The 22,835-nt window shown below is 64.5% G+C and carries 18 protein-coding genes and 1 tRNA gene; 8 read left to right on the forward strand and 11 right to left on the reverse strand.

All coding sequences use genetic code 11. The features are described from left to right. Positions 1–50: 50 nt before the first annotated feature. The 4 genes from INT29_RS07205 to INT29_RS07220 form a co-directional block, all read right to left on the reverse strand. Entirely contained in the window at positions 51–722 is a 672-nt protein-coding gene (locus tag INT29_RS07205) for an MBL fold metallo-hydrolase (RefSeq protein WP_101574379.1), read from the reverse strand. Beyond that, the gene (locus tag INT29_RS07210; protein WP_101574378.1) at positions 722–1,813 is read right to left on the reverse strand and encodes an S-(hydroxymethyl)mycothiol dehydrogenase; all 1,092 of its coding nucleotides are present in this window, start codon (positions 1,811–1,813) and stop codon (positions 722–724) included. The genes INT29_RS07205 and INT29_RS07210 overlap by 1 nt, the downstream gene beginning before the upstream one ends. 338 nt (positions 1,814–2,151) lie before the next feature. Then, positions 2,152–2,256, reverse strand: coding sequence for a methionine/alanine import family NSS transporter small subunit (locus INT29_RS07215; RefSeq protein ID WP_101574377.1), 105 nt, complete (start codon positions 2,254–2,256; stop codon positions 2,152–2,154). A 3-nt stretch (positions 2,257–2,259) separates the two neighbouring features. Continuing rightward, positions 2,260–3,903, reverse strand: a complete 1,644-nt coding sequence (locus tag INT29_RS07220; RefSeq protein ID WP_374701041.1) for a sodium-dependent transporter — start codon at positions 3,901–3,903, stop codon at positions 2,260–2,262. Between the two features lie 290 nt (positions 3,904–4,193). Here INT29_RS07220 and cysS point away from each other — a divergent pair, with 290 nt between their 5' ends. Beyond that, complete coding sequence (gene cysS / locus INT29_RS07225) at positions 4,194–5,645, forward strand: cysteine--tRNA ligase (RefSeq protein ID WP_193071230.1); 1,452 nt, start codon at positions 4,194–4,196, stop codon at positions 5,643–5,645. 78 nt (positions 5,646–5,723) lie between these two features. Beyond that, the gene (gene rlmB, locus INT29_RS07230; protein WP_193071231.1) at positions 5,724–6,662 is read left to right on the forward strand and encodes a 23S rRNA (guanosine(2251)-2'-O)-methyltransferase RlmB; all 939 of its coding nucleotides are present in this window, start codon (positions 5,724–5,726) and stop codon (positions 6,660–6,662) included. 101 nt (positions 6,663–6,763) lie between these two features. Here rlmB and INT29_RS07235 read toward each other — a convergent pair whose 3' ends face one another. The 4 genes from INT29_RS07235 to INT29_RS07250 form a co-directional block, all read right to left on the reverse strand. Then, positions 6,764–8,263, reverse strand: coding sequence for an amino acid permease (locus tag INT29_RS07235; RefSeq protein WP_101574373.1), 1,500 nt, complete (start codon positions 8,261–8,263; stop codon positions 6,764–6,766). A gap of 116 nt (positions 8,264–8,379) precedes the next feature. Then, entirely contained in the window at positions 8,380–9,273 is an 894-nt protein-coding gene (locus INT29_RS07240; RefSeq protein WP_226831155.1) for an SDR family NAD(P)-dependent oxidoreductase, read from the reverse strand. Positions 9,274–9,462: 189 nt separating this feature from the next. Beyond that, positions 9,463–10,731: a DUF4032 domain-containing protein gene (locus tag INT29_RS07245; protein WP_101574371.1), complete on the reverse strand. Its 1,269-nt coding sequence runs from the start codon at positions 10,729–10,731 to the stop codon at positions 9,463–9,465. 3 nt (positions 10,732–10,734) lie between these two features. Next, on the reverse strand, positions 10,735–11,442 hold the full coding sequence (locus INT29_RS07250; RefSeq protein ID WP_226831157.1) for an ABC transporter ATP-binding protein: 708 nt from the start codon (positions 11,440–11,442) through the stop codon (positions 10,735–10,737). A 318-nt stretch (positions 11,443–11,760) separates the two neighbouring features. Here INT29_RS07250 and INT29_RS07255 point away from each other — a divergent pair, with 318 nt between their 5' ends. After that, a complete protein-coding gene (locus INT29_RS07255) occupies positions 11,761–12,741 on the forward strand; it encodes a LacI family DNA-binding transcriptional regulator (RefSeq protein WP_101574387.1) in 981 nt (326 codons plus the stop codon). Beyond that, entirely contained in the window at positions 12,738–13,820 is a 1,083-nt protein-coding gene (locus INT29_RS07260) for a LacI family DNA-binding transcriptional regulator (RefSeq protein WP_101574370.1), read from the forward strand. The genes INT29_RS07255 and INT29_RS07260 overlap by 4 nt, the downstream gene beginning before the upstream one ends. 71 nt (positions 13,821–13,891) lie before the next feature. On the opposite strand, the gene otsB is transcribed toward INT29_RS07260, so the two are convergent. Beyond that, on the reverse strand, positions 13,892–14,869 hold the full coding sequence (gene otsB / locus INT29_RS07265) for a trehalose-phosphatase (protein WP_193071232.1): 978 nt from the start codon (positions 14,867–14,869) through the stop codon (positions 13,892–13,894). Continuing rightward, positions 14,866–16,413 carry an alpha,alpha-trehalose-phosphate synthase (UDP-forming) gene (locus INT29_RS07270; protein WP_101574368.1) on the reverse strand — a complete coding sequence of 516 codons (1,548 nt, stop codon included), beginning with the start codon at positions 16,411–16,413 and terminating at the stop codon, positions 14,866–14,868. Before INT29_RS07270 ends, otsB begins: the two co-directional genes overlap by 4 nt. Before the next feature lie 65 nt (positions 16,414–16,478). Here INT29_RS07270 and INT29_RS07275 point away from each other — a divergent pair, with 65 nt between their 5' ends. From INT29_RS07275 to INT29_RS07290, 4 genes are all read left to right on the forward strand, one after another. Next, entirely contained in the window at positions 16,479–18,503 is a 2,025-nt protein-coding gene (locus INT29_RS07275) for a serine/threonine-protein kinase (protein WP_193071233.1), read from the forward strand. A 222-nt stretch (positions 18,504–18,725) separates the two neighbouring features. Next, complete coding sequence (locus tag INT29_RS07280; RefSeq protein WP_193071234.1) at positions 18,726–19,598, forward strand: DsbA family protein; 873 nt, start codon at positions 18,726–18,728, stop codon at positions 19,596–19,598. A gap of 145 nt (positions 19,599–19,743) precedes the next feature. Continuing rightward, a tRNA-Thr gene (locus tag INT29_RS07285) sits at positions 19,744–19,819 on the forward strand. Between the two features lie 250 nt (positions 19,820–20,069). Further along, positions 20,070–20,753, forward strand: a complete 684-nt coding sequence (locus tag INT29_RS07290) for a hypothetical protein (protein WP_193071235.1) — start codon at positions 20,070–20,072, stop codon at positions 20,751–20,753. Between the two features lie 21 nt (positions 20,754–20,774). Here INT29_RS07290 and INT29_RS07295 read toward each other — a convergent pair whose 3' ends face one another. After that, positions 20,775–22,790: an ABC1 kinase family protein gene (locus INT29_RS07295; RefSeq protein ID WP_226841710.1), complete on the reverse strand. Its 2,016-nt coding sequence runs from the start codon at positions 22,788–22,790 to the stop codon at positions 20,775–20,777. Between the last annotated feature and the right edge of the window lie 45 nt (positions 22,791–22,835).

Below are 22,835 nucleotides of genomic sequence, written 5' to 3' on the forward strand. Positions count from 1 at the left end.
GGGCCGTGGTCGCAGATCTGCGACCACGGCCCCTCCTCACTCGAAGAATCTCACTCTCCGCGTTTGATCCAGTCTTCCAGCGATGGAGCTTCGGCCCCGATCGATGTCGGCTCACCGTGTCCGGTCAGGACGACCGTGGCATCGGGGAGCTTGAACAAGACGTTCTGGATCGATTCGATGATCGTCTCGAAGCTCGAATGCGAGCGACCGGTTGCTCCCGGTCCGCCGTGGAAGAGGGTGTCTCCTGAGAAGAGGACAGGTCCGACGGCACGTCCGGCTCCCGCCGAGGCTGGGATCGGCAGTCCGGTTTCGATGAAGAAGCAGGTCGAACCGGGGGAGTGGCCAGGGGTGTGCAGGGCCTTGACCCGCACTCCGGCCACGTTCCAGGTGTCGCCGTCGGAGATCTCCTCATCAGGCCGGTAACCCTCATAGGTCATGTCCCAGAGGACATAGTCCTCGGGATTCAGATAGACGGGCGGATTGCCCACGCGGTGGGCGAAGTCGCGGACGACTCCGACATGATCATCGTGACCGTGGGTCAGCAGGATCGCCTTGACCTCACGCGAGCCGACTTTCTCCGCGATGGCGTCGACATCGTGCGCGGGGTCGATGACGATGACTTCGGAGTCATCGCCGATGATCCAGACGTTGTTGTCGACATCCCAGGTTCCGCCGTCGAGCGAGAACGTTCCGGACGTGACCAGATGCTCAATAGTTGTCATCAGAGTTCCACCACCGATCGCAGTACTTTGCCTTGGCTCATCTTTTCGAATGCTGATTCGACGTCGCCGAGCCCGATCCTCTCAGACACGAACTTCTCCAAGGGCAGGCGTCCCTGCTGGTAGAGATCGACGAGCATCGGGAAGTCCCGTTCGGGCAGGCAGTCGCCGTACCAGGAGGACTTGAGTCGGCCGCCGCGGCCGAAGACGTCGAGCAGCGGGACGCTCAGCTCCATCTCCGGAGTAGGCACGCCCACGAGCACCACGGTGCCCGCGAGGTCACGGCCGTAGAAGGCCTGACGCCAGGTTTCCGGACGTCCCACAGCATCGATGGCGACATCGACGCCGAAGCCTCCGGTCAGATCCTGGATCGCCTTCACGACTTCGTCTTCACTCTTGCCGCGGGTGTTGACCGTGTGGGTGGCTCCGAGATCCTTGGCCCACTCGAGCTTCGTGTCATCGATGTCGAGCGCAATGATCGTGCCGGCACCTGCCAGTGCAGAACCGGCGATGGCCGAGCAGCCGACGCCGCCGCATCCGATGACGGCCACAGACTTGCCGCGGGTGACTTCGCCGGTGTTGATGGCGGCACCGATACCGGCCATCACGCCGCAGCCCAGCAGGCCCACGACAGCGGGGTCAGCCTCGGGGACCTTCGTGCACTGTCCTGCCGCGACCAGGGTCTTCTCTGCGAAGGAGCCGATGCCCAGTGCAGCCTCGAGTTCGGTGCCGTCGGGCAGCGTCATCTTCTGTGAGGCGTTGTGAGTGTCGAAGCAGTACCAGGGTTCACCGCGTTTGCAGGCCCGGCATTCGCCGCAGATCGCGCGCCAGTTGAGGATGACGAAGTCGCCCACCTCGACGTCGGTGACGCCTTCGCCGATCTCCGAGACCGTGCCGGCCGATTCGTGACCGAGCAGGAACGGGTAGTCGTCGCTGATTCCGCCTTCGCGGTAGTGGAAGTCTGTGTGGCAGACGCCGCACGACTTCACATCGACGATGACCTCGCCTGGGCCCGGGTCGGGGATGACGATGTCGGTGAGCTCGACCGGCGCCCCCTTGCTGCGGGAGATGACACCTTTGACCGTCTGTGGCATTGCGTCTCCTAGTGCTCTTAGGCGTTGTGCTCTGTGCGCTGACAACGCATTGTCAACGGGTGAGTGCGCCCGACGATGAGTTCGTACAGCCCTACCCTAACCAGGCATTGCCCTCACGACCAGCGCGCTCACCGAATGGCAAGACAGTGCGATAGCAGACATTGAGACAGGCAATAGGCCAGGTCAGCCGACAGGCGATAAGACAGGCGATAAGACAGGCGATACGCCAGGTCAGACGCCAGATGATACGACGAAGGCGGTCCGACGCCTGTTGCCAGGTGTCGAACCGCCTTCGTCGGAACGGATCTCAGGTGTGGATCAGTGCCTGTCGGCGGTGACTACTCCTCGTCCGGGTGCTTGCGCAGGTGCATGATCGCGGCGCCGAGGCCGCCCCATACGGTGACGATGGCGATGATCATCATGACGATTGCCGAGGTACCCATGGTTCAGACTCCTTTGCTTTCTGTTTCGGTGGTGTTCGCAGCGACAGGGCTGTTGTCGGCGGCCTCTGGGTCGATGCCCGCTGCCTTGCGCTTGTTCTCCTCGAGGACGGAATCGGCGATTGCGCTTTCCGCGTTTTCGAGTGATTTCTTGGGCCATCTGACCAGTGTGAGCACGATGGCCAGCACGGCCAGCAGGCCGATCATTCCCCATCCGAAGATGCCCAGAAGGCCAGCGGGATAGTCCTCGTAGCCCTCGGTGGCGTAGGTGATGATCTGCTGGACGAGCATGTAGACCAGCAGCACCGGAGTGATCAGGCCGACGCATGCCATCCAGAACTTGTTGACCTTGAAGCTGGAGACCGCGTTGAGATGGTCGCGCAGGATCGGCAGCTTGCCCAGGTCGCCCCTGAGCACCCAACCGACGACGAGCAGTGCGACGACAGCGGCACCGACGATGCCGAGGTTGTTCGCCCAGGCGTCCATCGTGTCGAGGACGTAGAGGCCCGTGATCGTCGTCAGGAGCAGGATGGAGACAATGGCCATGGCGCCGCCGACGATGAGGACGGACAGCTTGTTGCCCCAGCCGAACTTCTCGCGCAGAGCCTGGATCGGCACCTGCACGATCGAGATCAGCGAGGTCAGACCGGCGAAGACGAGGCAGGCGAAGAACGCGAAGCCGAAGAGCGCACCACCGGGCATCTGCGAGATCAGAGTCGGGAAGGCGATGAAGGCCAGGCCGATGCCGCTGGAGGCGACATCGCCGACTGCCACGCCCTGCGCTGCAGCCATGAAGCCGAGCGCGGCGAAGACGCCGATGCCGGCCAGGATCTCGAACGCGGAGTTTGAGAAGCCCACGACCAGGCCCGAACCTGTGAGGTTGGTCCTCTTCTTCAGGTACGAGGCGTAGGTGATCATGATGCCGAAGCAGATCGAGAGTGAGAAGAAGATCTGACCATAGGCCGCGATCCACACCGCTGGATCAGTCAAGGACTTGAAATCAGGTGTGAACAGAGCATTCAGGCCCTCGGCAGCGCCCGGCAGGAACAGGGCGCGGACGACGATGATGAGGAAGACGACGACGAGCAGAGGAATGAAGATCTTCGAGAACCGGGCAATGCCGTTCTGGACGCCGAGGTAGAGGATGGCGATGGTGACGATCCAGACCAGGATGACCGGGATGAGCACACCAGGAACGAAGTCGAGTGAGACTCCGGGATCGCCGATGTGCAGGTAGTCGTTCATGAAGAAGCCCTCTGCGTCGTCTCCCCAGGCTTGGCTGAGGGAGAAGAACATGAAGCATCCGGCCCATGCGATGATCGCTGCGTAGTAGACACCGATGACGAAGGCGACGCCGGTCTTGAACCAGCCGATCGGCTCAGCAACTCGGCCGAGGGTGCGGTAGGCCAGCGGTGCAGAAGCCCGCGTCCGGTGGCCGAGTGCGTAGGTGAAGAACAGCAGCGGAATGCCGGCTGTCAGCAATGCGACCAGATATGGGATGAGGAACGCGCCGCCGCCGTTTTCGTAGGCGACGTAGGGGAAGCGCCAGATGTTGCCGAGGCCGACCGCCGACCCGATGGCGGCGAAGATGAACGCGCCGCGGGTGGCGAAGACCTCCCTCTGGGGGGCTTTGGTGGAAGACAATGGAATTCCTTTCTGTACAACCACAGTGTTGTGAGGCTGATGCCGGTGTGGCGGTCTGCTGTGACCGTGACGTCGGCAAGTTAGCGTACCGCTTCCAAGGGTTCTCCTTGTGGTGGAGAAGCGCGGTCTCGTTGACTTGATCCCCAGCATACTGGGAGTTTTCTGTGAAACGTGCCGTAAGTCACGTGAGCTGAGTAACAGTCTTGTATCAAATGTCGGACACCTCATAGTCCTCTCGGCGTCATGAAGCCCGCTCAGTCAGTGACACCACGCCTGTCCCCGGTAGACTTGTGTGCGTGACTATCGCTCTGTACAACACCGCCAGCCGCACCACCGACGAACTGCGCCCCGTCAACGCCGGGCACGTGGGCATCTACGTCTGTGGTGCCACGGTGCAGGGCGAGCCCCACATCGGCCACCTGCGCTCCGCCTCGGTCTTCGACCAGCTTCGCCGTTGGCTGCTCTACCGCGGCTACAGCGTCACCCTGGTCCGCAATGTCACGGACATCGACGACAAGATCCTGTCGAAATCCGCCGAGGTGGGCCGGCCTTGGTTCGCCCACGCCTTCAAATATGAGCGGGCCTTCACCCAGGCCTATGACGCCCTCGATGTGCTGCCTCCCAGCTACGAGCCTCGCGCTACGGGACACATCACCGAGATGATCGAACTCATCGATCGACTCATCGAAGCGGGATACGCCTACCCTGCCCTCGACGACAGCGGCGATGTCTACTTCGCGGCTACCACGTGGGCCGACTACGGCGAACTGACTAACCAGCGCCTCGATGACATGGAACCCGCGAACGATGCGGACATGCGGGGTAAGAAGGACGCCCGGGACTTCGCGCTGTGGAAAGCCCACAAGCCCGGCGAACCCGGCACCGCCTCGTGGCCGGCACCCTGGGGTCGAGGCCGACCGGGCTGGCACATCGAGTGCTCGGCCATGTCGACGAAGTACCTCGGCGAGAATTTCGACATCCACGGTGGCGGACTGGATCTGCGCTTCCCTCATCACGAGAACGAGCTGGCTCAGTCGCGTGCGGCCGGTGACCGGTTCGCCAACATCTGGATGCATTCGGGCCTGCTCAACGTGGGCGGGGACAAGATGTCGAAGTCACTGGGCAACTCCGTCTTCGCCTCCGAGCTCTTCCACCGCTATAGCCCGCTGGCCGTGCGCTACTTCCTCACCGGCGCCAGCTACCGGTCGATCCTCGAGTTCTCACCCGAGGCCATGGACCGGCAGACGGCTTCGCTGGACCGTTTGGCGAACTTCCTCCAGCGGGCCCGGCAGGCGCTCGGCGACGACGCGCCCGCACTGCCCGATGTCAGCGATGCCTACAGCAGTCGCAGCGTCGACGTGCCTGCGGACTTCGCTGCGGCACTCGACGACGACCTCGGCGTGCCCCGTGCACTGTCCGTGGTCTTCGCGAAGGTCACCGAGGGTGCGAAACTCCTCGACTCCGGCAAGGACCGCGACGAACTCACGCAGATCGTCGCCGAGGTGGAGCTGATGCTCGATATCCTGGGAGTCAATCCCAGCGCCGAGGCATGGGCGCAGTCGGGAGCGGGCGCGAGCGTGGAATCGGCATTGGATTCCCTCGTCGATGCGCTCGCCGCTCAAAGGGCCGAGGCGAAGGCGCAGAAGGACTTCGCCACCGCCGACGCGATCCGCGACAACCTGGCCTCTGCCGGGATCGTCATCGAGGACACGGCCGACGGTTACCGCTACCACGTCAAAGACAGCTGACCCGCTGCACTCTTCTCCAAAAATTTCTCCCGGTGACGAACCTCGGTTCGTGACCACCAACGATTCTTAAGGATTCACATGGTTTCCAACCCACGTGCCGGCGGCTCGAAGAAGGGCCCGACCAAGGGCTCCGGCGGCAAGAACAAGCGCAGCCTGCAGGGCCGCGGACCCACGCCCAAGGCCGAGGACCGTGTCTATCACAAGGCACATAAGGCATCGGCGAACAAGAAGGCCGCCAACGCTTCGGCGCAGGCCAAGCGACGCAAGAAGGAAAACGGGCCGAACATGGTCGCCGGGCGCAACTCGGTGCTCGAGGTCTTGCGTGAGGACGTTCCGGCATCCACTTTGTACGTCGCCGGTCGGATCGATTCGGACGATCGCGTCCGAGAAGCCATCACCTTGGCCACCAAGCGCGGCATTTCGATGCTCGAGGCGAGCAAGCCCGACCTCGACCGACTCACCGACGACGCGATCCACCAGGGCATCGCCCTGCAGATCCCTCCCTACGATTACGCCGAGCCTCGTGATCTGCTTCAGGTTGCGGCCGACCAGGGCGAGGCGCCGCTGCTCGTCGCACTCGACGGCATCACAGATCCCAGGAACCTCGGTGCGATTGTGCGCTCCGCCGCTGCCTTCGGCGGTCACGGCGTCATCATCCCCGAGCGTCGTGCCGCGTCGATGACCGCTGCCGCGTGGAAGACCTCCGCCGGTGCCGCAGCCCGCATCAAGGTCGCCCAGGTCGTCAACCTGGCTCGTGCCATCGACGAGCTCAAGAAGCAGAACGTCTTCGTCGTCGGACTCGACATGGACGGAGACGTCGAGCTGCCGGAACTGACCTTCAGCCGCGACCCTGTGTGCATCGTCGTCGGTTCAGAGGGTAAGGGAATCTCGCGCCTCATCGCTGAGAAGTGCGACCAGATCGTCTCGATCCCGATCGCCGCGACCACGGAGTCCCTCAACGCGGGAATCGCTGCGGCCGTCTCCCTCTACGAAGTCGCCCGCACCCGCCGCGGCTGAGGGCGGCCTGCCCGCACTAAACCTCCCCGACGTCACTAATAACACCCGGCGCCGGGGAGGTTTTGTGACGTCGGGGAGGTTTAGCGAGCCGCACCCGCCGCTCAGGCGTTGATGCTGGCGCGGTAGTCGCTGTCGCTGAGGGCGCCGACGCGGGAGTGGCGGCGGCTGTAGGTGAGGTAGACGACGAAGCCGACGAGCATCCACAGGCCGAAGACCAGCCAGGTGGTTCCGCCGAGGTTGATCATGAGGAACGCGCATGCCAGAGAGCCGAGGACCGGGATGATCGGTCCGAAGGGCACCTTGAATGAGCGCGGCAGGTCCGGACGTTTGACGCGCAGGTAGATGACTGCGATGTTGACGAGGCAGAAGGCGAAGAGTGTGCCGATGCTTGTGGCATTTGCGAGTTCGCCCAGCGGGATCAGTGCAGCGGTGATCGCGACGAGCACGCCGGTGACCAACGTGCCGACCAGGGGAGTGCCCGTGCGCGGGGAGACGATGCCGAAGACTCTTGGGACCATGCCGTCGCGGGACATGGAGAGCAGGATGCGTGACTGCCCGTAGAGGACGGTGATGACGACCGAGAAGATCGCGAGCACCGCGGCGACGGCGAAGATGAAGACCGCGAGGTTGGACTGTGTGAGCTGGTGGACGATCTGGACCAGGGGAGCGACGGTCGTCTTCAGCCTGAACCACTCCCATTCCCTGGCACCGATTGCGGCGACTGCCACCAGCACGTACATTGTGGTGACGATGACCATCGAGAGGATGATCGCCCGCGGCATGTCCCGCTTCGGGTTCTTCGCCTCCTCACCAGCAGTCGAGGCGGCATCGAAGCCGATGTAGGAGAAGAACACACTCGAGGCCGCTGCTGTGACTCCGGCGGCCCCCATGGGCAGCATCGGTGCGAAGTTCCCGGCCTGGAAGGCCGTGAACGCGACGATGGCGAAGAAGACGAGGATGCCGAGTTTGACGAACACGATGATCGTATTCACGATGGCCGACTCCTTGGCCCCGCGCATGAGCAGGACCGTGGCGAGGAGGACGACGATGAGCGCCGAGAGGTTGACGGCGCCGCCGGGGCTGTCAGCTACACCGGGGCCGGCGGTCAGACTTGGCGGCAGTGACAGACCGAAGATGCGCAGCGTCTCATTGACGTAGTCGGCGGCACCGACGGCCACTGCTGCCACGGAGACCGCGTACTCGAGGACGAGGCACCAGCCGCAGACCCAGGCCACGCCCTCGCCGAGGGTGGCGTAGGAATACGAATAGCTGGATCCGGAGACAGGGACCATGCCCGCCATCTCCGCATAGCTCACGGCCGAGAGCAGGGCGGTGATTCCGGCCAGGATGAAGGCGATCCAGATGCCGGGACCGGCGATGGGCACGGCCTCGCCGAGGATGACGAGGATGCCCGTGCCCAAGGTGGCGCCGACGCTGATCATCGTCAGTTGGAAGACGCCGAATGTTCTGCGCAGACGGCCCGTGGACGCAGCCTGTGTGTCCTCGACCATGCTGCTGATCGACTTGCGACGGACCAGCTGACTGGCCAGCCGAGGTCGGTCGGTCGCAGTCGGGGAGGTGGTGCTGTCTCGAGCGGTCATGCGAATATTCTTGCACGTGCAGCCACGACGGTCGCACTCGCCTGCCCCCTACGACCGCTCGCGCGATCGCCGCAACAACTGCGCTCGGCAGCGGAGCTTTACTCGGCAGCGGAGCTTTACAGCCGTGGTGAGAATCGGCCGTCCTGGGCCATCCAGCCGCCGTCGACGAGCTGTGAGTGACCGGTGACGAAGGTCGAGGCATCTGAGGCGAGGAACAGCACGGGTCCGGCGATTTCATGCAGGTTCCCCCAGCGGCCCAGAGCGGTCTTCTCCGCATACGCGTTCCACCACTCCTCATCGGCCTTGATCTGCTGGGTCAACGGGGTGTCGAAGGGCCCGGGCAGGATCGCGTTGACGCGCACACCCTGTGGCCCCAGCTCGCTGGCCAGCGTCTTCGTCAGCTGCACGACACCGGCTTTAGCCGCGGCGTAGATGCCCTGGCCCGGTTCGATCGCCAGAGCCCGGAACGAAGAGTAGGTGACGATGGAGCCGCGGCCGCGCTCGGCCATTTCGGCGCCGAAGCCGCGCATCAGACGATAGGTGCCTTTGAGGTTGATGTCGATGACCCGGTCGAATTCCTCATCGGTGGTCGACAGCAGTCGCTTGCGCACGTTCGCGCCCGGGGTGATGACGAGAACCTGGGCATCCGGGTGGGCCGCGACGAGGGCATTGACCGACTCGGTGTCGGTGATGTCGACGCGGGCGGTCTCGGCGCCCGGCGAGGAGGTGGCGCGGTGCCCGCCCTTGCCGCCAGCCCGTTCGGCTCCTTGGCGTTGGGAGATGATCCGCACCGTCTCCTCGGCACCTTCGAGGTTGAGGTCGGCGACGACGACATGAGCTCCGGCGTCGGCGAGGCCGATCGCGCTCGCCTGGCCCAGCCCGGATCCGGCTCCGACGACAACGGCAGTGCGGCCGCTGAGGTCGAAGAGGGACGGGATCGACGGATTGTCCTCATTCGACGGCATGGAGTTCTGGCTCGACGGCATGGAGTTCTGCGGGGTTTGCGACATCGGAGGTCCTTCCGGGGTTTCTCGTGGGGGAGGGCGGCAACGACGGTGGTCGTCGTCGACCCGATTCTGATGTTCTCAAACATATGCCCGCCGAGGCGGCTCCGGGGTCCACGTTCCACGTGGTGGAATTCCAGCGCGAACCTGCTTAGCCAAAACCCGGCGCGCAGCTGCTGCGCGAAAGCTCTGGCCTCAGAACTTTCGGCTGTCGACGTAGAGGGCTTCGTCGGGGAGGTTCGCGAGGTAGTCGACGATGAAGTAGGCGATGGCCTCCATCGTCGGAATGTCGCGCTGCCTGGCTCGGGACATCACCCGCCGGTGCTCGACGAACTCGTAGAAGATCTGTCCGGGTTCCAGCTTGTGGGTGAGGTTCTCCGGGATGGCGGAGATCAGAGGCTTGTACACCTCGTCGAGCCAGTGGCGGGCAGCCTGGTCCTCATCGAGTTCGACGGGCAGCTCGCCGGAACCGTGTGCTCCGCCTGTGAATCCGGGCGCACTGCGGTGGGAGTCGAGGTCGTTGAGCATCGTCCGCGCTTGGTTCTCATTGGCGCCGATGCCGGTCAGTCGCAGGAGTCTGCGGGAATGGTGGTTGGGTTCGACGACCTTCGGCTCGACCAGCAGGCTGACTCCGTCGAGGTCGGTGGTCACGGTCAGCTCGCCCAGGTCGAAGCCCAGATCGTTGAGCCGGCGGATGCGTTCGTCGATGCGCCACCGTTCATTGACGGAGAACTCCTCGACCCGAGTCAGCTCGGTCCACAGTCCGTTATAGGCCTCGAACAGGCGTTCACCGGCCGCCAACGGGTCGACGGCAGGATCGATGAGACCCGCGGCCTGCAGGTCGAGGAAGTCACCGGCGATGTTCGTGCGCGCGATGCGCAGATCCATCTGCCGCTGACCGTTCGAAAGCTGGTCGTGGAGCTCACCGGTCTCCACGTCGACGACATAGGCCGCATAGGCGTCGGCATCACGCCGGAACAGGGTGTTCGACAGGGACACATCGCCCCAGTAGAAACCGACGAGGTGGAGTCGGGCGAGCAGGACCGCGAGGGCATCGACGAGGCGACCGGCCGTGTCCTCGGCCAGGGACCGGGAGAACAGGGCACGGTAGGGCAGCGAGAAGTCCAGATAGGCCGTGAGCAGTGCTCCAGGCAGTTCCGTCGCCGAGGTGGTGGATCGGTTGGTCACATAGGCGCGGGGTTCGACCGTGGGGACGGCCAGATTCCCCAGCACACCGAGGATGTCGAATTCGCGCAGGGCCCGACGGTCGTCGGTCTCCTTGATCGCGAGGACCTCCTCGTCGATCTCGACGAAGCGCACGACGTGCCGGGAGATTCCGCGGGGCAGTCCGCCGAGGAAGTCCTGGGGCCAGTCAGCGAGGGGTAAGTGCCAGGGGAGCCGCGCTATCGCAGCATGGTCGGCACTGTGGACCGCCTGGACCTGGGGTGCTGAGGTCTCGGGCACCGATCAGGAGTCCACGTCCGCGATCGAGGCGACGAGCGCCTCGGCGACTTCAGGTTTCTCCACCCCGATCAGGCGCCCATGGTCGAGGAAGGCGATGCGGTCGCCGAGGACCTTCGCGTCCTCGAGGTCGGCCGTGGCGTAGAGTGTGGTCAGCCCGAGTTCCTGCTGCAGGTCCTTGACCAGGCGCAAGGTGTCGGCCTGGTGTTCGGGGACGAGATTGACGACCGGTTCGTCCATGATCAGGACCTTCGGCTGACGGACCACGGCCCGGGCCAGGGCGATCGTCTGGCGTTGCAGAGCCGAAAGATCGCCGGGCACGGCATCGAGGATGTCGCGCAGTCCGATCTTCGCGGTCACGGACTCGACGCGCTCACGGATCTCCTCGGCGGGGAGGCCATCGACGCGCAGGGCGAAGCCGAGGTTGTCGCGCACGCTCATATGCGGATAGAGGGCGTAGCTTTCAAGGGCAAGGGTGACATCGCGATCGTTGACCGCGGCATGGGTGACATCGTTGCCGTCGATGAGGATCGTGCCCGACTTGGGGGCCTCGAGACCGTGGAGCATTCGCAGGATGGTCGACTTGCCGGAACCGGACGGGCCGTAGAGGACGACGAACTCGCCGTCGTCGATGAAGAGATTGAACGGATGCACTGAAGCGGACACGGTGTTCTCGTAGGCATGACTGAGGCCATTCAACGACACTGTTGACATGTTTCCTCCTAAAGTCTTCGTGAGCAGCCGGTCGTCTGTGACCTGGCGGGGATGCTCAGTTATGTTCATCCTAAGCCGTTGAATGCGCTCGGTGACAGTCTATTCGACAAAGCGTAGAGTGATTCTCAGCACTGTGCCAGCGCACGCCCGCACGCCTGGGCGGACGCTGTGCGAGAAACTGCGGATCATGCGATTGTTCAACACATCGTCGCACGCTGACCTTGACATCAGCATCGGGAGCGGAGTCGACACCGGCCCAAGCTGCTCGACCCCGTGCTGCCCGCCCCTGAGCAGGCTGACCCCGATAGACTTCCCGGTATGAAGGTCAAGCTAGACGATGTCGCCGCCCGGGCGGGTGTGTCCCTGGCGACCGTCTCCCGCGTTCTCGGCAGGCGTGGTGCGGTGGCCGATGAGACTCGGAGCAGAGTGCTCGATGCGATGGAATCGCTGGGCTACTCTCGTTCCACCCTCCTACATGAGACGCCGAGGCGGCTGGTCGCTGTCAGCGCGCCTGGAAACCCCGAATACTGGCAGGTCCAAGTCTGCACTCGCGTGGCCGCTGCACTGCAGGAACACGGTCTGCTCATCACCCGACCGTCCGTCGAAACCGAGACCAGCCCGCTTGAGGTCGCCGTCGACGCCGGTGCCGTTGCCCTGGTGACTCCGACCATGACGAGTCTGCACACGGATATTCCGTGCATCCGCGTCGACGAACAGTCGGCGGTGGACTCCGACGATGCCAGCGGAGACATCATCGCCGCCCGCCTCGACCTCGGAGGGGGGATGACGACGGCCTTCGAGCACCTTCAGGCCATCGGTCACCGGCGCATCGGTCTGATCTGCAATGACAGCGGTGAGCTGGCGGTGCAGCTGATCAGACGCTTCCGCGCGGAGCACCCTGCACGCAATTTCGGGGTCAAGCTCGATGACTGGATCTCGCAGGTCCCGAAGTCCTTCTCCGGCGGTTCGCGTGCCGCACTCGACCTCAAAGATGCGACCTGCACCGCGGTGATCGTGCAATCGGCCCTGCAGCTGCACGGAGCTCTGCACGGTCTGCGCAACCGGCACCTGCAAGTCCCGCGTGACATGTCGATCGTGGGCTTCGGAGACTCACCGACGATGAAGTTCACCGGCCCACCGGCCACTGTGCTCGGCATCGACGTCGAGGGACTCTCAAAGGCACTCGTGGCTGCGACTCTGTCGACGCTGAAGATCTCCGGCGAGGAGCTCCAATCGGTTCCGCCGGTGTTCCGTCCCCGGCTCTTGGCCCGTGCCTCGACGACGGCGGCGAGACAATGAGCCCGACAGCTGACTCGAGTTCGGGTCCCGGCACGCCGACTGCCCCTGAACCCGGCGAACACAAACATGTCGGTCTCGGCGCCATCGCAGGTGCGGCTGGGGTATCGAAGGCGACGGCGTCGCGGGCTCTGCGCGACCCCGAATCGGTGTCTCCGGGCTCACTGGCCAAGGTCAGGCGGGCGCTGGCGATCCTCGGCGTGGACTCGGGCAGCCGAAACACACCCTCCAGGCAGATGGTGGCCCTGGTGCGGCCAGCCGTGCCGGCAGGCAACGTCGATCCCTATACGCGTCTGTTCGACCTTCTGACCAGCAAGATCTTTGCTCAGGGGATCGCGGCAGTGCACGTGGAGGCGGCCGCTTACCGGGCCGATGCCCTGGCCGAGTCGCTGCTCGGCTCTGAGGGAGGCGAGCCTCATGTTCAGGGCGCGATCGTCCTCGGCGGGGGAGCGGCCGGCGAGCTCGCCGCAAAGCTGGCCGAACGCAATCTGCCGCAGATCAGGGTCTCCAACGCCCGGCACTCCGACGGGATCGCACGCATCGTCCTCGATGCCACTGACGGCATCGCGACAGCGGTCCAGCACCTCGTGCATCTGGGGCATCGTCGCATCGGGCTGGCCGTGCTCCGCGACTCTGCCGCGGCCGGTCGCATCGCCGGGTTCCGCAAGTCCATGGCCCGGGTCCTTCACATACCCGCCACCCGTGATCAGGCGCCCGTGGTCGAAGCCGCGGGAGGCACCATGGCTGGGGTCGCCGCGGCCGAAGAGCTGCTCCACCTGCAGTGTTCGGCCGTCATCGCCTGTGCGCCGTCGCTGTCGTTCGGCATTCTCGAGGCCGCCGCCCGCGCTCGCCTCGACGTGCCGCGGGATCTCTCCCTGCTCACGGTCGGTGACATGCCCGATGCCGATGTGATCGCCCCGCCCCTGTCTCAGGTCAGCTACGACTGGGAGGCGATCGCCGTGTCCGCGCTGGGCGAGGTGAGGGCGATGATGGCCAATCCCGCCGAGGCGGTGGCCATCGATTATTCGGTGACCCCGGATCTCGTCCTGCGGGCCAGTGCGGTACCGCCGCAGCGACGCTGACGCAGCTGACCCAGCGGAGCCGAGGGTGCACGCGGCCCCAGCGATGCTGACTCAGCCTCCGCGGAGGCGCCTCAGGGGCGGGGCTGGTGTGCGCGGCGTTCGTTCACGATTCGGGTGAGGAGTTCGGCGACCGCGTTGGGGTCCGTGATCCGCCAGGGTGCGCGGGTCGGGGCCGGTCCGACCTTGATGCTCAGGCTCGTGCTCAGATCTTCGAGTTCGGCGAAGGCATCTTCGTCGGTGACATCGTCGCCGAGGTAGAGGACGGCTGTCGGTGATCCGACGGCGATGAGGGCCCGCAGGCCGTCGCCCTTCGTTGCCGTCTTGACCGCGAGTTCGGTGATGTCGTGGCCTTCGATGACCCGGATTCCGGGGTATTCGGTCTGTACAGCGATGACATGAGCATGCAGAGCGGACGCGAACTCCGCGTCGAGGCCGCGCGTATGCACAGTGCGAGAGAAAGGTTTGTATTCGACCCTGACCTCGGTGTCGGTGTCGGTGTCGGGGGCTGAGCCTGAGCCCGATGACAGGTCGAGTTCGAAGGATTCGATGTGGGCGTCTATCGCCGTGAGCATCTGCTGTTCCTCGGCGCTCACCTCGGGCTGCGTCACCGTCACCTCAGGTGATTGTGAGCCCAGGTCCACCTCGGCGCCGTGCGAACCGACCAGCCACACGCCAGGGGGTGGGTCGACCAGACGGCGCAGAGTTGCGACGTCGCGCCCGGAGACCAGGGCCACGCGAGTCGCGGGCAGGAGGCTGAGGGCGATGATCGCCTGTGCTGACTCCGGGAGCATCCGGGACAACTCGGGATTGTCCTGCAGCGGAGCGAGCACGCCGTCGAAGTCGAGGGCGATGAGGACCGACTCCGCCTTAGTGGCCTGTTCGAGGTCGAGGGCAGCTGCGGACGTGTAGCCGGGAGTCGAGCGTGGTGTCGGCACCACCTCAGATGACGGCGCCTGTTCAGGTTCGGTCCGCCCAGGCGGATTCTGCTCTGGGTGGGACTGTCCTGGACGGGTCTGGGAAGGCGGCATGGCATCCGGATCCGATGTCACTGACGATCCTCGTCGACGGTGGAGGTGATGCGATCGGACGCCGTTGTCGGCCGCTCGGGGAGGGCTGCGGGACGGTCGGGGATGATCGCCTCGGGGTTCTTATGGATGGCCTCGAGCTCGGCGAGGAACTTCTTCGACCAGATGCTCACCGTGTCCGTGGAGATCTTCTTGCGCATCTGCTTCATTCGTCGGGCCCGGGTCTTCTCATCCATCTGCACAGCGTCGAGGATGCCGGCCTTGAGATTGCCGATGTCGTGCGGATTGACCATCACTGCCGCCTTGAGCTGATCGGCGGCCCCGGTGAACTCGGAGAGCACGAGGGCACCGTCATCTCTTCTGCGGCAGGCCACGTACTCCTTGGCCACCAGGTTCATGCCATCACGCAAAGCGGTCACGAGCATGACGTCGGCGGCGAGGAAGAACGCGGTCATCTCATCGCGGGGGTAGGAATGGTGAAGGTAGTGCACGGCGATGGATCCGACTTCGGCCTGCTCGCCGTTGATCCGCCCGACGGCCAGTTCCACGTCGTGGCGGATGATCTTGTACTGCTCCAGGCGCTCCCTCGACGGGGTCGCGATCTGGATCAGGACGACATCCTCGACGTCGAGCTTCCCTTCGGCCAACAGCTCCCCGAAGGCCTTGAGGCGGTGCCGGATGCCCTTCGTGTAGTCCATCCGGTCCACACCGAGCATGACGACCTTCGGGTTGCCGATCTCTTCGCGGATCTGACGCGCGCGCTCGATGATCTGAGGATCACGCGCCAGCTCCTCAAGGTAGGGGGTGTCGATGGAGATGGGGAACGCTTCGGCCCGCACAGTGTGCGCCGACAGCAGCTCACCGTCGGGGACGGCGACCGTTGACCCCTTCGTCGTGAAGTTGAGGCGCCCGCGCACCGCACGTCGGAAGTTCGCGGCATCGGCCGGTCGCTGGAATCCGATGAGATCCGCGCCGAGGAGTCCGCGCAGAATCTCGTCGCGCCATGGCAGCTGGGCGAAGAGTTCGAACGGTGGGAACGGGATGTGATTGAAGAACCCGATCGCCAGGTCCGGTCGCATCCGGCGCACCAGCTGCGGGACCAACTGAAGCTGATAGTCATGGACCCAGACGGTGGCACCCTTGGCAGCCACCTCGGCGACCTTGGCCGCGAAGCGCTCATTGACCTGCACATACGAGTCCCACCAGGTGCGGTGGAACTCGGGCGGGACGATCACATCGTGGTAGAGGGGCCACAGAGTTGCGTTGGAGAATCCTTCATAATATCTGAGGACATCCTCACTGGTTAGGGTGACGGGAACCAGATGCATCCCGTCGATCGTGAAGGGGTCGAAATCGACGTCGGGAACCCCGGTCCAGCCGATCCATGCACCCTCTTGAGCCTTCATCACCGGCGCCACCGCAGTGACCAAACCCCCAGGTGAGGTACGCCATCCTTGGCTTTCCTCGGCAGGGTCCCGGTCCACGGGCAGACGGTTGGCAACGACAACGAAATCGCTGTCACCATACGTGGATGGGGTGGTCGTTTCGGCAGAGTTGACGGTGTTCATCTGCGCCTCCTCCTGAGTCGGTCCTTGGAACGAACTGTACTCGCTCGACTACGCTTGGCAGGGTGATGGGTCAGGATCTGGGAGGCTACCGCCTCATCGAGGAGCTCGGTGCGGGCGGTATGGGTGTTGTCTATCTCGGTGTCGACGGCGGAAACAACCCTGTCGCCGTGAAGGTTCTGCACCCGCACATCGCCAATGACGAGACCGCCCGAAAACGTCTCGGGCGCGAGGTCAGGACCCTGCGACGGATCAAACATCCCCGAATCGCCGAGGTGCTCGACGCCGAACTCGAATCCGCACAGCCCTTCATCATCACCGAGTTCGTCGACGGCCAGACCCTGTCCGATGACGTGCGAGAGAATGGCCCCTTCGCCGAAGACGAACTCGTCCATTTCGGCCACGCTCTCCTCGACGCCCTCAACGCGGTCCACGAATCCGGTGTCATCCACCGTGACCTCAAACCCGCGAACGTCATGATCATGGACGGCGAACCGATGGTCATCGACTTCGGCATCGCCCAGGTCGCCGACGAGGTGCGGGTGACCGCGACCGGCCTCGTGATGGGTACACCCGGATACCTGTCTCCGGAGATCGCCGACGGCAAGACCTCGAGCGAGAAGACCGACTGGTGGGGATGGGCCGCGACCATGGCCTACGCCGCCACCGGCCGCAACCCCTACGGCTCCGGTCCTCTCGAAGCGGTGCTGGGGCGCGTGGCCATGGGTAAGTTCGACCTGGAGAACGCTCCCCGCAACTTCGTTCCCCTGATCGCAGCCTGCCTCGACCCGAAACCCGAGCGCAGGCCGAGTGGCCAGATGATCCTCGACGCTCTCGTCGACATCGAGTCCGGGCGTGCGCCGCAGCTGGGCTCCGGACCGGCCGCAGGCAGCTGGAACCAGGCCTCGCCGACCGGGACCGCGCGGATGCCCGCGGTCGACGGCAACGGGTCAGGCTACGGTGGGCCCGCGGCCCTCGGTGCTGCTGCAGGCGGTGCCGCGGCCTATGAAGGAGCCGGTGGTTATGGCGGAGCTGGCGGATACGATGTCTCGGGCTATGGCGCGACCGGACACGGATCGCCGCGCGGTGGCGCCCCAGGCTCGGCGCTGAACCCGAACGCTTCCACCCCCGGAGCTGCAGGCCCCGGTGGGACGAATCCGCAAGCATACCCACGGCAGGGCTTCTCCCCGCACGGCCAGATGCCAGGCAGGCAGGGAAGCCCGGCCGTGACGAACCGGGGCACCGCACCACCTGTGCGCAATCCCAACGGAAGCATCCAATCAGGTCCGGGCTCAGCGATGGCCGGGACCAACCTCGGCGGGTCAGGATATGGAGTTGCCGGACCTCCAGCCGGACGGGGTGGATCTCTGGCCGGTCCGGGCACCGCCCGACCCGATCACAATGGCACCGGAGTCCCACAGGGGCAGCCAGGCCAACTGCGCCAGCCCGGTCAACAGGGGCAGCCAGGTCAACCCGACTACGGGTGGGGGCCGATGACCTACCGGACGATCCGGACCGGAGGATGGGTGGTCTTCGCCCTCATCCTGTTGGCCATCACGATCATGCCGCTGGGTCCCCTGCTCGTCACATTCTTCGTGTTCCTGTGGTCGATACTGGCGCGAACCGGCACCCGATTGGACCGCAAGGCACAGAAGCATCGGTTCGAACGCGGAACGAACGGCCGCGGATTCCTGCGTTCGCTCGCCTCGGCGCCGGGTGCGATCTTGGCCTCGGTGTTGACCTCGATCACAACACTCATCCTGCCGGCCATCGCGGGGGTCGCAATGCTCGTGCTCACCCGACTCGACATTGCCGAAATCGTGCCCAGCGGATACTCCGAACAGTGGTCGGTGTGGGCGGCCGGTGCTGCCGGTGGCCTCGTGCTGTGGCTGGGGCCCGGCGCGGGCAGTCTGCGACACGGGTCGCGGCTTATGGTCTCCGGGGTGACCCGTAACCGGCTGGGCAGGCTGATCGCACTGTCGGCGGTCGCGCTCCTCATCATCGTCGCGATCATGGTCATCCAGTCGGGCGCCGGCATGTCCTGGTGGCCCCTGCCGACCAACCCATTCACCTATCTGCCGGGCCCGGTCTAGGAAGTTGCCGTGTCCGCGCAGGCAGCTGACCGAACCCGGTGTCGGCGTCCGCGGGACCCGGCGCAGGCATCTGCTGGAGCCGGTGTCGGTGATCCTTGAATTTCACTGGGAGTCGGGGCACTACCCGTTTGGGTAAGGTGGGACGGTCGGGACACGTATATCGACCCGATTCCCCACGGTCCGAGGCTGGGCCGACGTCAGACAATCGCAACGTGAGGAACCATGGCGAAGAACAACTCCTGTGACAAGTCCGGTGACAATCGGCGGAACCAGGCCCGTGAGAACGCGCGCCGGATCGCGGAGGCTCAGAACAAGAAGGAGAGGACCGCCAAGACCATCCTCTATGTGGGGATCGGCGTTGTGGTGGTCGTCGTGGCCGCGATCGTCGGTGTTCTCATCTTCCAGCAGAGCAAGCCGGGGATCACGCCAGCCAACGTCGTCGCCGGCGGTGTCAGCATGGCCAAGGACGGCGAAGTGGTGCAGCCGAAGCAGATGCCCAAGGGCGAAGAGTCGGATCTGCCGAGCCCTGCCGACGCGGGCGTCAAGAAAGATGCCGCCACAGTGACCGTCTACCTCGACTTCCAGTGCCCCGGATGCAAGGCGTTCGAGGACGCCAACGCGCCGACGCTGGAGAAGCTCGCAGACGAAGGCTCGATCGTACTCGAATACAAACCGGTATCGATCCTCGACCGCATGTCCACCGGCAACGAGTACTCGACTAGATCTGCCAACCTGGCGGCCTGCGTCATCGACTCCCAGCCCGAAACCATCAGGGATTTCTTCCCCGCGATGTATGCTCAGCAGCCCGAAGAACAGGGCAACGGCCGCACCGATGAGCAGCTGCTCAAGGACGCCGAGGATGCTGGTGTCGACACGTCGAAGAAGCTCAAGTCCGATCCCGAGCAGACCGTCAAGAGCTGCGTCACGGACCAGACGTTCAAGGACTACGTCAAGAAGACCTCCTCGGAGGCTCTGGACAACGGCGTGGAAGCCACCCCGTGGGTGCTCATCAACGGCAAGCACACCGACAAGACCAGCGATCCGCAGGCTCTGACCTTGGAGATCCTCAAGGCCACCGGCGAGATCAAGGGCTGACCGACTTCACGAGCAGCGGTCGACCAGCGCCGAGGTGGTGGTCGACCGCTGCGCGATCGTGGCGCCCGTCCACAATCCGTTTTGTCGCGGCGAAGGTGAATGGACTACTATCGTGTAGGCGCAGACGGCATCGTTTCGCCGCCACGCCTCCCTAGCTCAGTTGGTAGAGCACCGCTCTTGTAAAGCGAAGGTCATCGGTTCGAGTCCGATGGGGGGCTCCACTGGACCGGGTCAGACAGTGAACTGTCTGGCCCGGTTCTTTTGCGCCATCTTGCGAGCCAGCGTGCGGCAGACACTGTCAGAGCCGGCGTCGAAGCATCGTCGCGAGGAATTGTGGCAGATCCGCTACACAGTGTGCTGTGATCGTCACCTGCTTCCGGGGTCGCCGACTATAGAGTCTTTCCTTGTCAGGGCCAATGAGTCGTCAATCGCACAACTCATGCAGCGCCCATCATTTCGAAAGGGACACCGATGAACCGCACCGGACGACACTCAGCCCGATTCCTCACTCAGTCTTCAGCCCTGGCCGTTGCCGCCGTACTGGCATTGTCGGCCTGTGGCACTGACGACTCGGCCGCGGATGAAGCCCCCAGCGATGCAGCGCCCGGTCAAGGGCAGGAAGAAGCTCTCGAGGCAGGAGAGGAAGCAGAGCAGACGCCGGAGGAGACAGCGGAGTCGGACAGCGCTGAGGGTGCCAGCGACAAGGCTGAGGGCGCTGAGGTCAAGGTTGGTGCGGAGTTCACCGATAAGGAGACCGGAGACGTTGTCACTGTCGTGTCTGCGGTCCGCGATAACCCCACTGAGTACTACGAAGCGACCGACAACCCAGCTGGGGAAATGGTCTATATCGAAGTGAAGGTCGTGCCGGGGAAGAGCTATGGCGGCACCATCAGCGCTGCGGACTTCTACCTCGACAGTGCAGGCGAAGAGGCCAACTACGCGTCGAGCGCGAAAGACGAACTCGAAGAGGCAGGTTATGAGTACTTTGACCGCGCGCCACGCCGCGATGGAGACCACACGGGCTACATTCCGATCTACGTGAGTGAAACCGCAGACGAGCTCAAGGGGTCCTACATTCGTCCAGAGGCCAAGGTACTCGGAGAGGACAAGAAGATACCGGAATTCACATCCGAGTTCGGAGTCCCCGCCTCCTAGGCTGTGAGACCGCGAGCGGTTCTAACCGTCGACACCGCGTTTGAACACGAGCATGAGTGAGCGCATGCTCAGGACGAAGCCGCCGAAGAGCAGGACGAAGCCGAAGAACGCGTAGAGGTGGATGCCCTCGGTGAGCAGAGGCCCCTCTTCGCTGGTGATGAGCATGATCGATCCGAGCACGGCGGCTCCGGCCAGGACAGCGACGATGAGCTGTTGGAACAGGCTGGTGAGGAACCGCCTATCGGAGGTGTTTTCGAGCACCCGCATGTTCATCGAGAAGCGCCCCTGCTCAAGGTCCTCGGTGATCTTGTTGATCCGCCGAGGCATGCGGTCGATCATCGGCAGGATCTGCATAGCACGTCGCTGCAATTCCTCGGTGATCTTCGTGGACTTCAGCTTGCTGCGCATGAGCCGGTTGCCCTCGTCGCGGGCGACGGCGACGACGTCGAAGCTCGGATCAATGACGAGGAGCGCGCCCTCGACGGACGCCAGGGCCCGGAAGGCCGCGCTGATCGGGGCCGGGACGGAGAACCGGTGGGCCAGGACCAGGTTGAACAGATCGTCGAAGAGCTTCTGCCCGTTATAGGAGTGATTCCCGCCGCCGTAGCGGGTGAGCAGCTCACCGACCGCACGTTCCACGGCCCGATCATCGAGGCTCTCCGGCCGCCCGAGCAGTTCGATGAGGGAGTCTGTGGCTCCGGCGCTGTCGTTCTGGTCGATGGAGTAGAGCATGAGTCCCAGGGCCGTCTGCGTTCCGGGGTCGAGTCGGCCGACCGCACCGAAGTCCAGCAGTCCCAGGCCACCGTCGGGCATGATGAAGATGTTGCCGGAGTGCAGGTCCGCGTGGAAGACGCCATCGGTGATGATCTGTTCGAGTGTCGCGCCGAGAAGTGTGGTGGCTAGGGCCTTGCGCTCCTTGTCTGACAGCTCGGCGAGGAGCTTGCTCGCCGAGGACACCGGGCGCCCCGGGAGTCGGTCCATGATGAGGAGGCGTTCGCTCGAGAGCTCCGGATAGCCGTGGGGCACTGTTACGGAGAACTTGCCTGAGCGTCTCAGGGTGTCCTCGATGGTGTGCATATTGCCGAGTTCGATCCGATAGTCCAGCTCCTCCTCAAGAGAAGCGGCGAACCCCTTGGCCAGATTCTCGATACCCAAGTCCTGACCCCACACTGTTGTCTTGTTCAGCCAGCTGGCCAGACGCAGGATGATGTCGAGGTCCTGATTGACCTGGGTGAGAGCCTTCGGCCGCTGAACCTTGACGATGACATCGGTGCCGTCGAGGAGGGTGGCCTCATGGACCTGTGCCACGGAGGCCGCGGCCAGCGGTGTTGCGTCGATGCGGGAGAACACCTCGTTCAGAGGCCTGCCCATGCGCTCGACGATCGCCGGTTCGATGATCGACCATGATTCGGGGGAGACCTGCGACTGCAGCATCTCCAGCTCGTGGACGTAGGCGGGCGGCAGCACATCACGACGCGTCGAGAGCATCTGGCCGAGCTTGACGAAGGTGACACCAGCCTCGGACAGTGAGTTCTTCAGTGCGCGGGCCGTCTTCGCCTCACGTCCCGGGGCCGCACCGCGACCGAAGCCGCGGATCTGTGAACCCAGGCCGTGACGGACGGCGATGGAGACGACCTCGGCGTAGCGTCGACCGCGTCGCCTGCGTGCCTTCCACCCGAAGAACAGGGACTGCGGGCCGGGCACCGATCCTGTCGGGAAGGCGGCCTCGATGACGACGAGAGCGCCGACTCCCAGCGCGAAGATCCACCCGGTGGCCAGGAGCAGGAGCATGAGTGCGACCCCTGGGGCCACATCGAGTCCGTTTGGGTTCTGTCCCGTTCCGGCGCGGTAGAGGTACTGCACGGTCAGCGCCATGACGGCGCTCATCACCAGGCCCACTCCGATGGTGCGCGGCCACCCCGTCGGGACGCCGACGACGCGTCGCACTACGGTCGCCGCCAGCCAGGATTGGAGGAAGAGGAACAACAGGGCGGCAATGCTCAGCAGCACGAAGGCTCCGAAATCGAGGGCGGCCATGTCCACCCCTCCTTCCAAGTGTCCAAATGTTCCCAGTGCCTGGGA

This window comes from Brevibacterium sp. FME37, assembly GCF_014897485.1.
GTDB lineage: Bacteria > Actinomycetota > Actinomycetes > Actinomycetales > Brevibacteriaceae > Brevibacterium.

Excerpts from the sequence above, each read along its gene's own strand:
- INT29_RS07205 (WP_101574379.1), bottom strand. The coding sequence starts at position 722 with ATGACAACTATTGAGCATCTGGTCACGTCCGGAACGTTCTCGCTCGAC.
- INT29_RS07210 (WP_101574378.1), bottom strand. The coding sequence starts at position 1,813 with ATGCCACAGACGGTCAAAGGTGTCATCTCCCGCAGCAAGGGGGCGCCG.
- INT29_RS07215 (WP_101574377.1), bottom strand. The coding sequence starts at position 2,256 with ATGGGTACCTCGGCAATCGTCATGATGATCATCGCCATCGTCACCGTA.
- rlmB (WP_193071231.1), top strand. The coding sequence starts at position 5,724 with ATGGTTTCCAACCCACGTGCCGGCGGCTCGAAGAAGGGCCCGACCAAG.
- INT29_RS07235 (WP_101574373.1), bottom strand. The coding sequence starts at position 8,263 with ATGACCGCTCGAGACAGCACCACCTCCCCGACTGCGACCGACCGACCT.
- INT29_RS07240 (WP_226831155.1), bottom strand. The coding sequence starts at position 9,273 with ATGTCGCAAACCCCGCAGAACTCCATGCCGTCGAGCCAGAACTCCATG.
- INT29_RS07250 (WP_226831157.1), bottom strand. The coding sequence starts at position 11,442 with ATGTCAACAGTGTCGTTGAATGGCCTCAGTCATGCCTACGAGAACACC.
- INT29_RS07255 (WP_101574387.1), top strand. The coding sequence starts at position 11,761 with ATGAAGGTCAAGCTAGACGATGTCGCCGCCCGGGCGGGTGTGTCCCTG.
- INT29_RS07260 (WP_101574370.1), top strand. The coding sequence starts at position 12,738 with ATGAGCCCGACAGCTGACTCGAGTTCGGGTCCCGGCACGCCGACTGCC.
- INT29_RS07270 (WP_101574368.1), bottom strand. The coding sequence starts at position 16,413 with ATGAACACCGTCAACTCTGCCGAAACGACCACCCCATCCACGTATGGT.
- INT29_RS07275 (WP_193071233.1), top strand. The coding sequence starts at position 16,479 with ATGGGTCAGGATCTGGGAGGCTACCGCCTCATCGAGGAGCTCGGTGCG.
- INT29_RS07280 (WP_193071234.1), top strand. The coding sequence starts at position 18,726 with ATGGCGAAGAACAACTCCTGTGACAAGTCCGGTGACAATCGGCGGAAC.
- INT29_RS07290 (WP_193071235.1), top strand. The coding sequence starts at position 20,070 with ATGAACCGCACCGGACGACACTCAGCCCGATTCCTCACTCAGTCTTCA.
- INT29_RS07295 (WP_226841710.1), bottom strand. The coding sequence starts at position 22,790 with ATGGCCGCCCTCGATTTCGGAGCCTTCGTGCTGCTGAGCATTGCCGCC.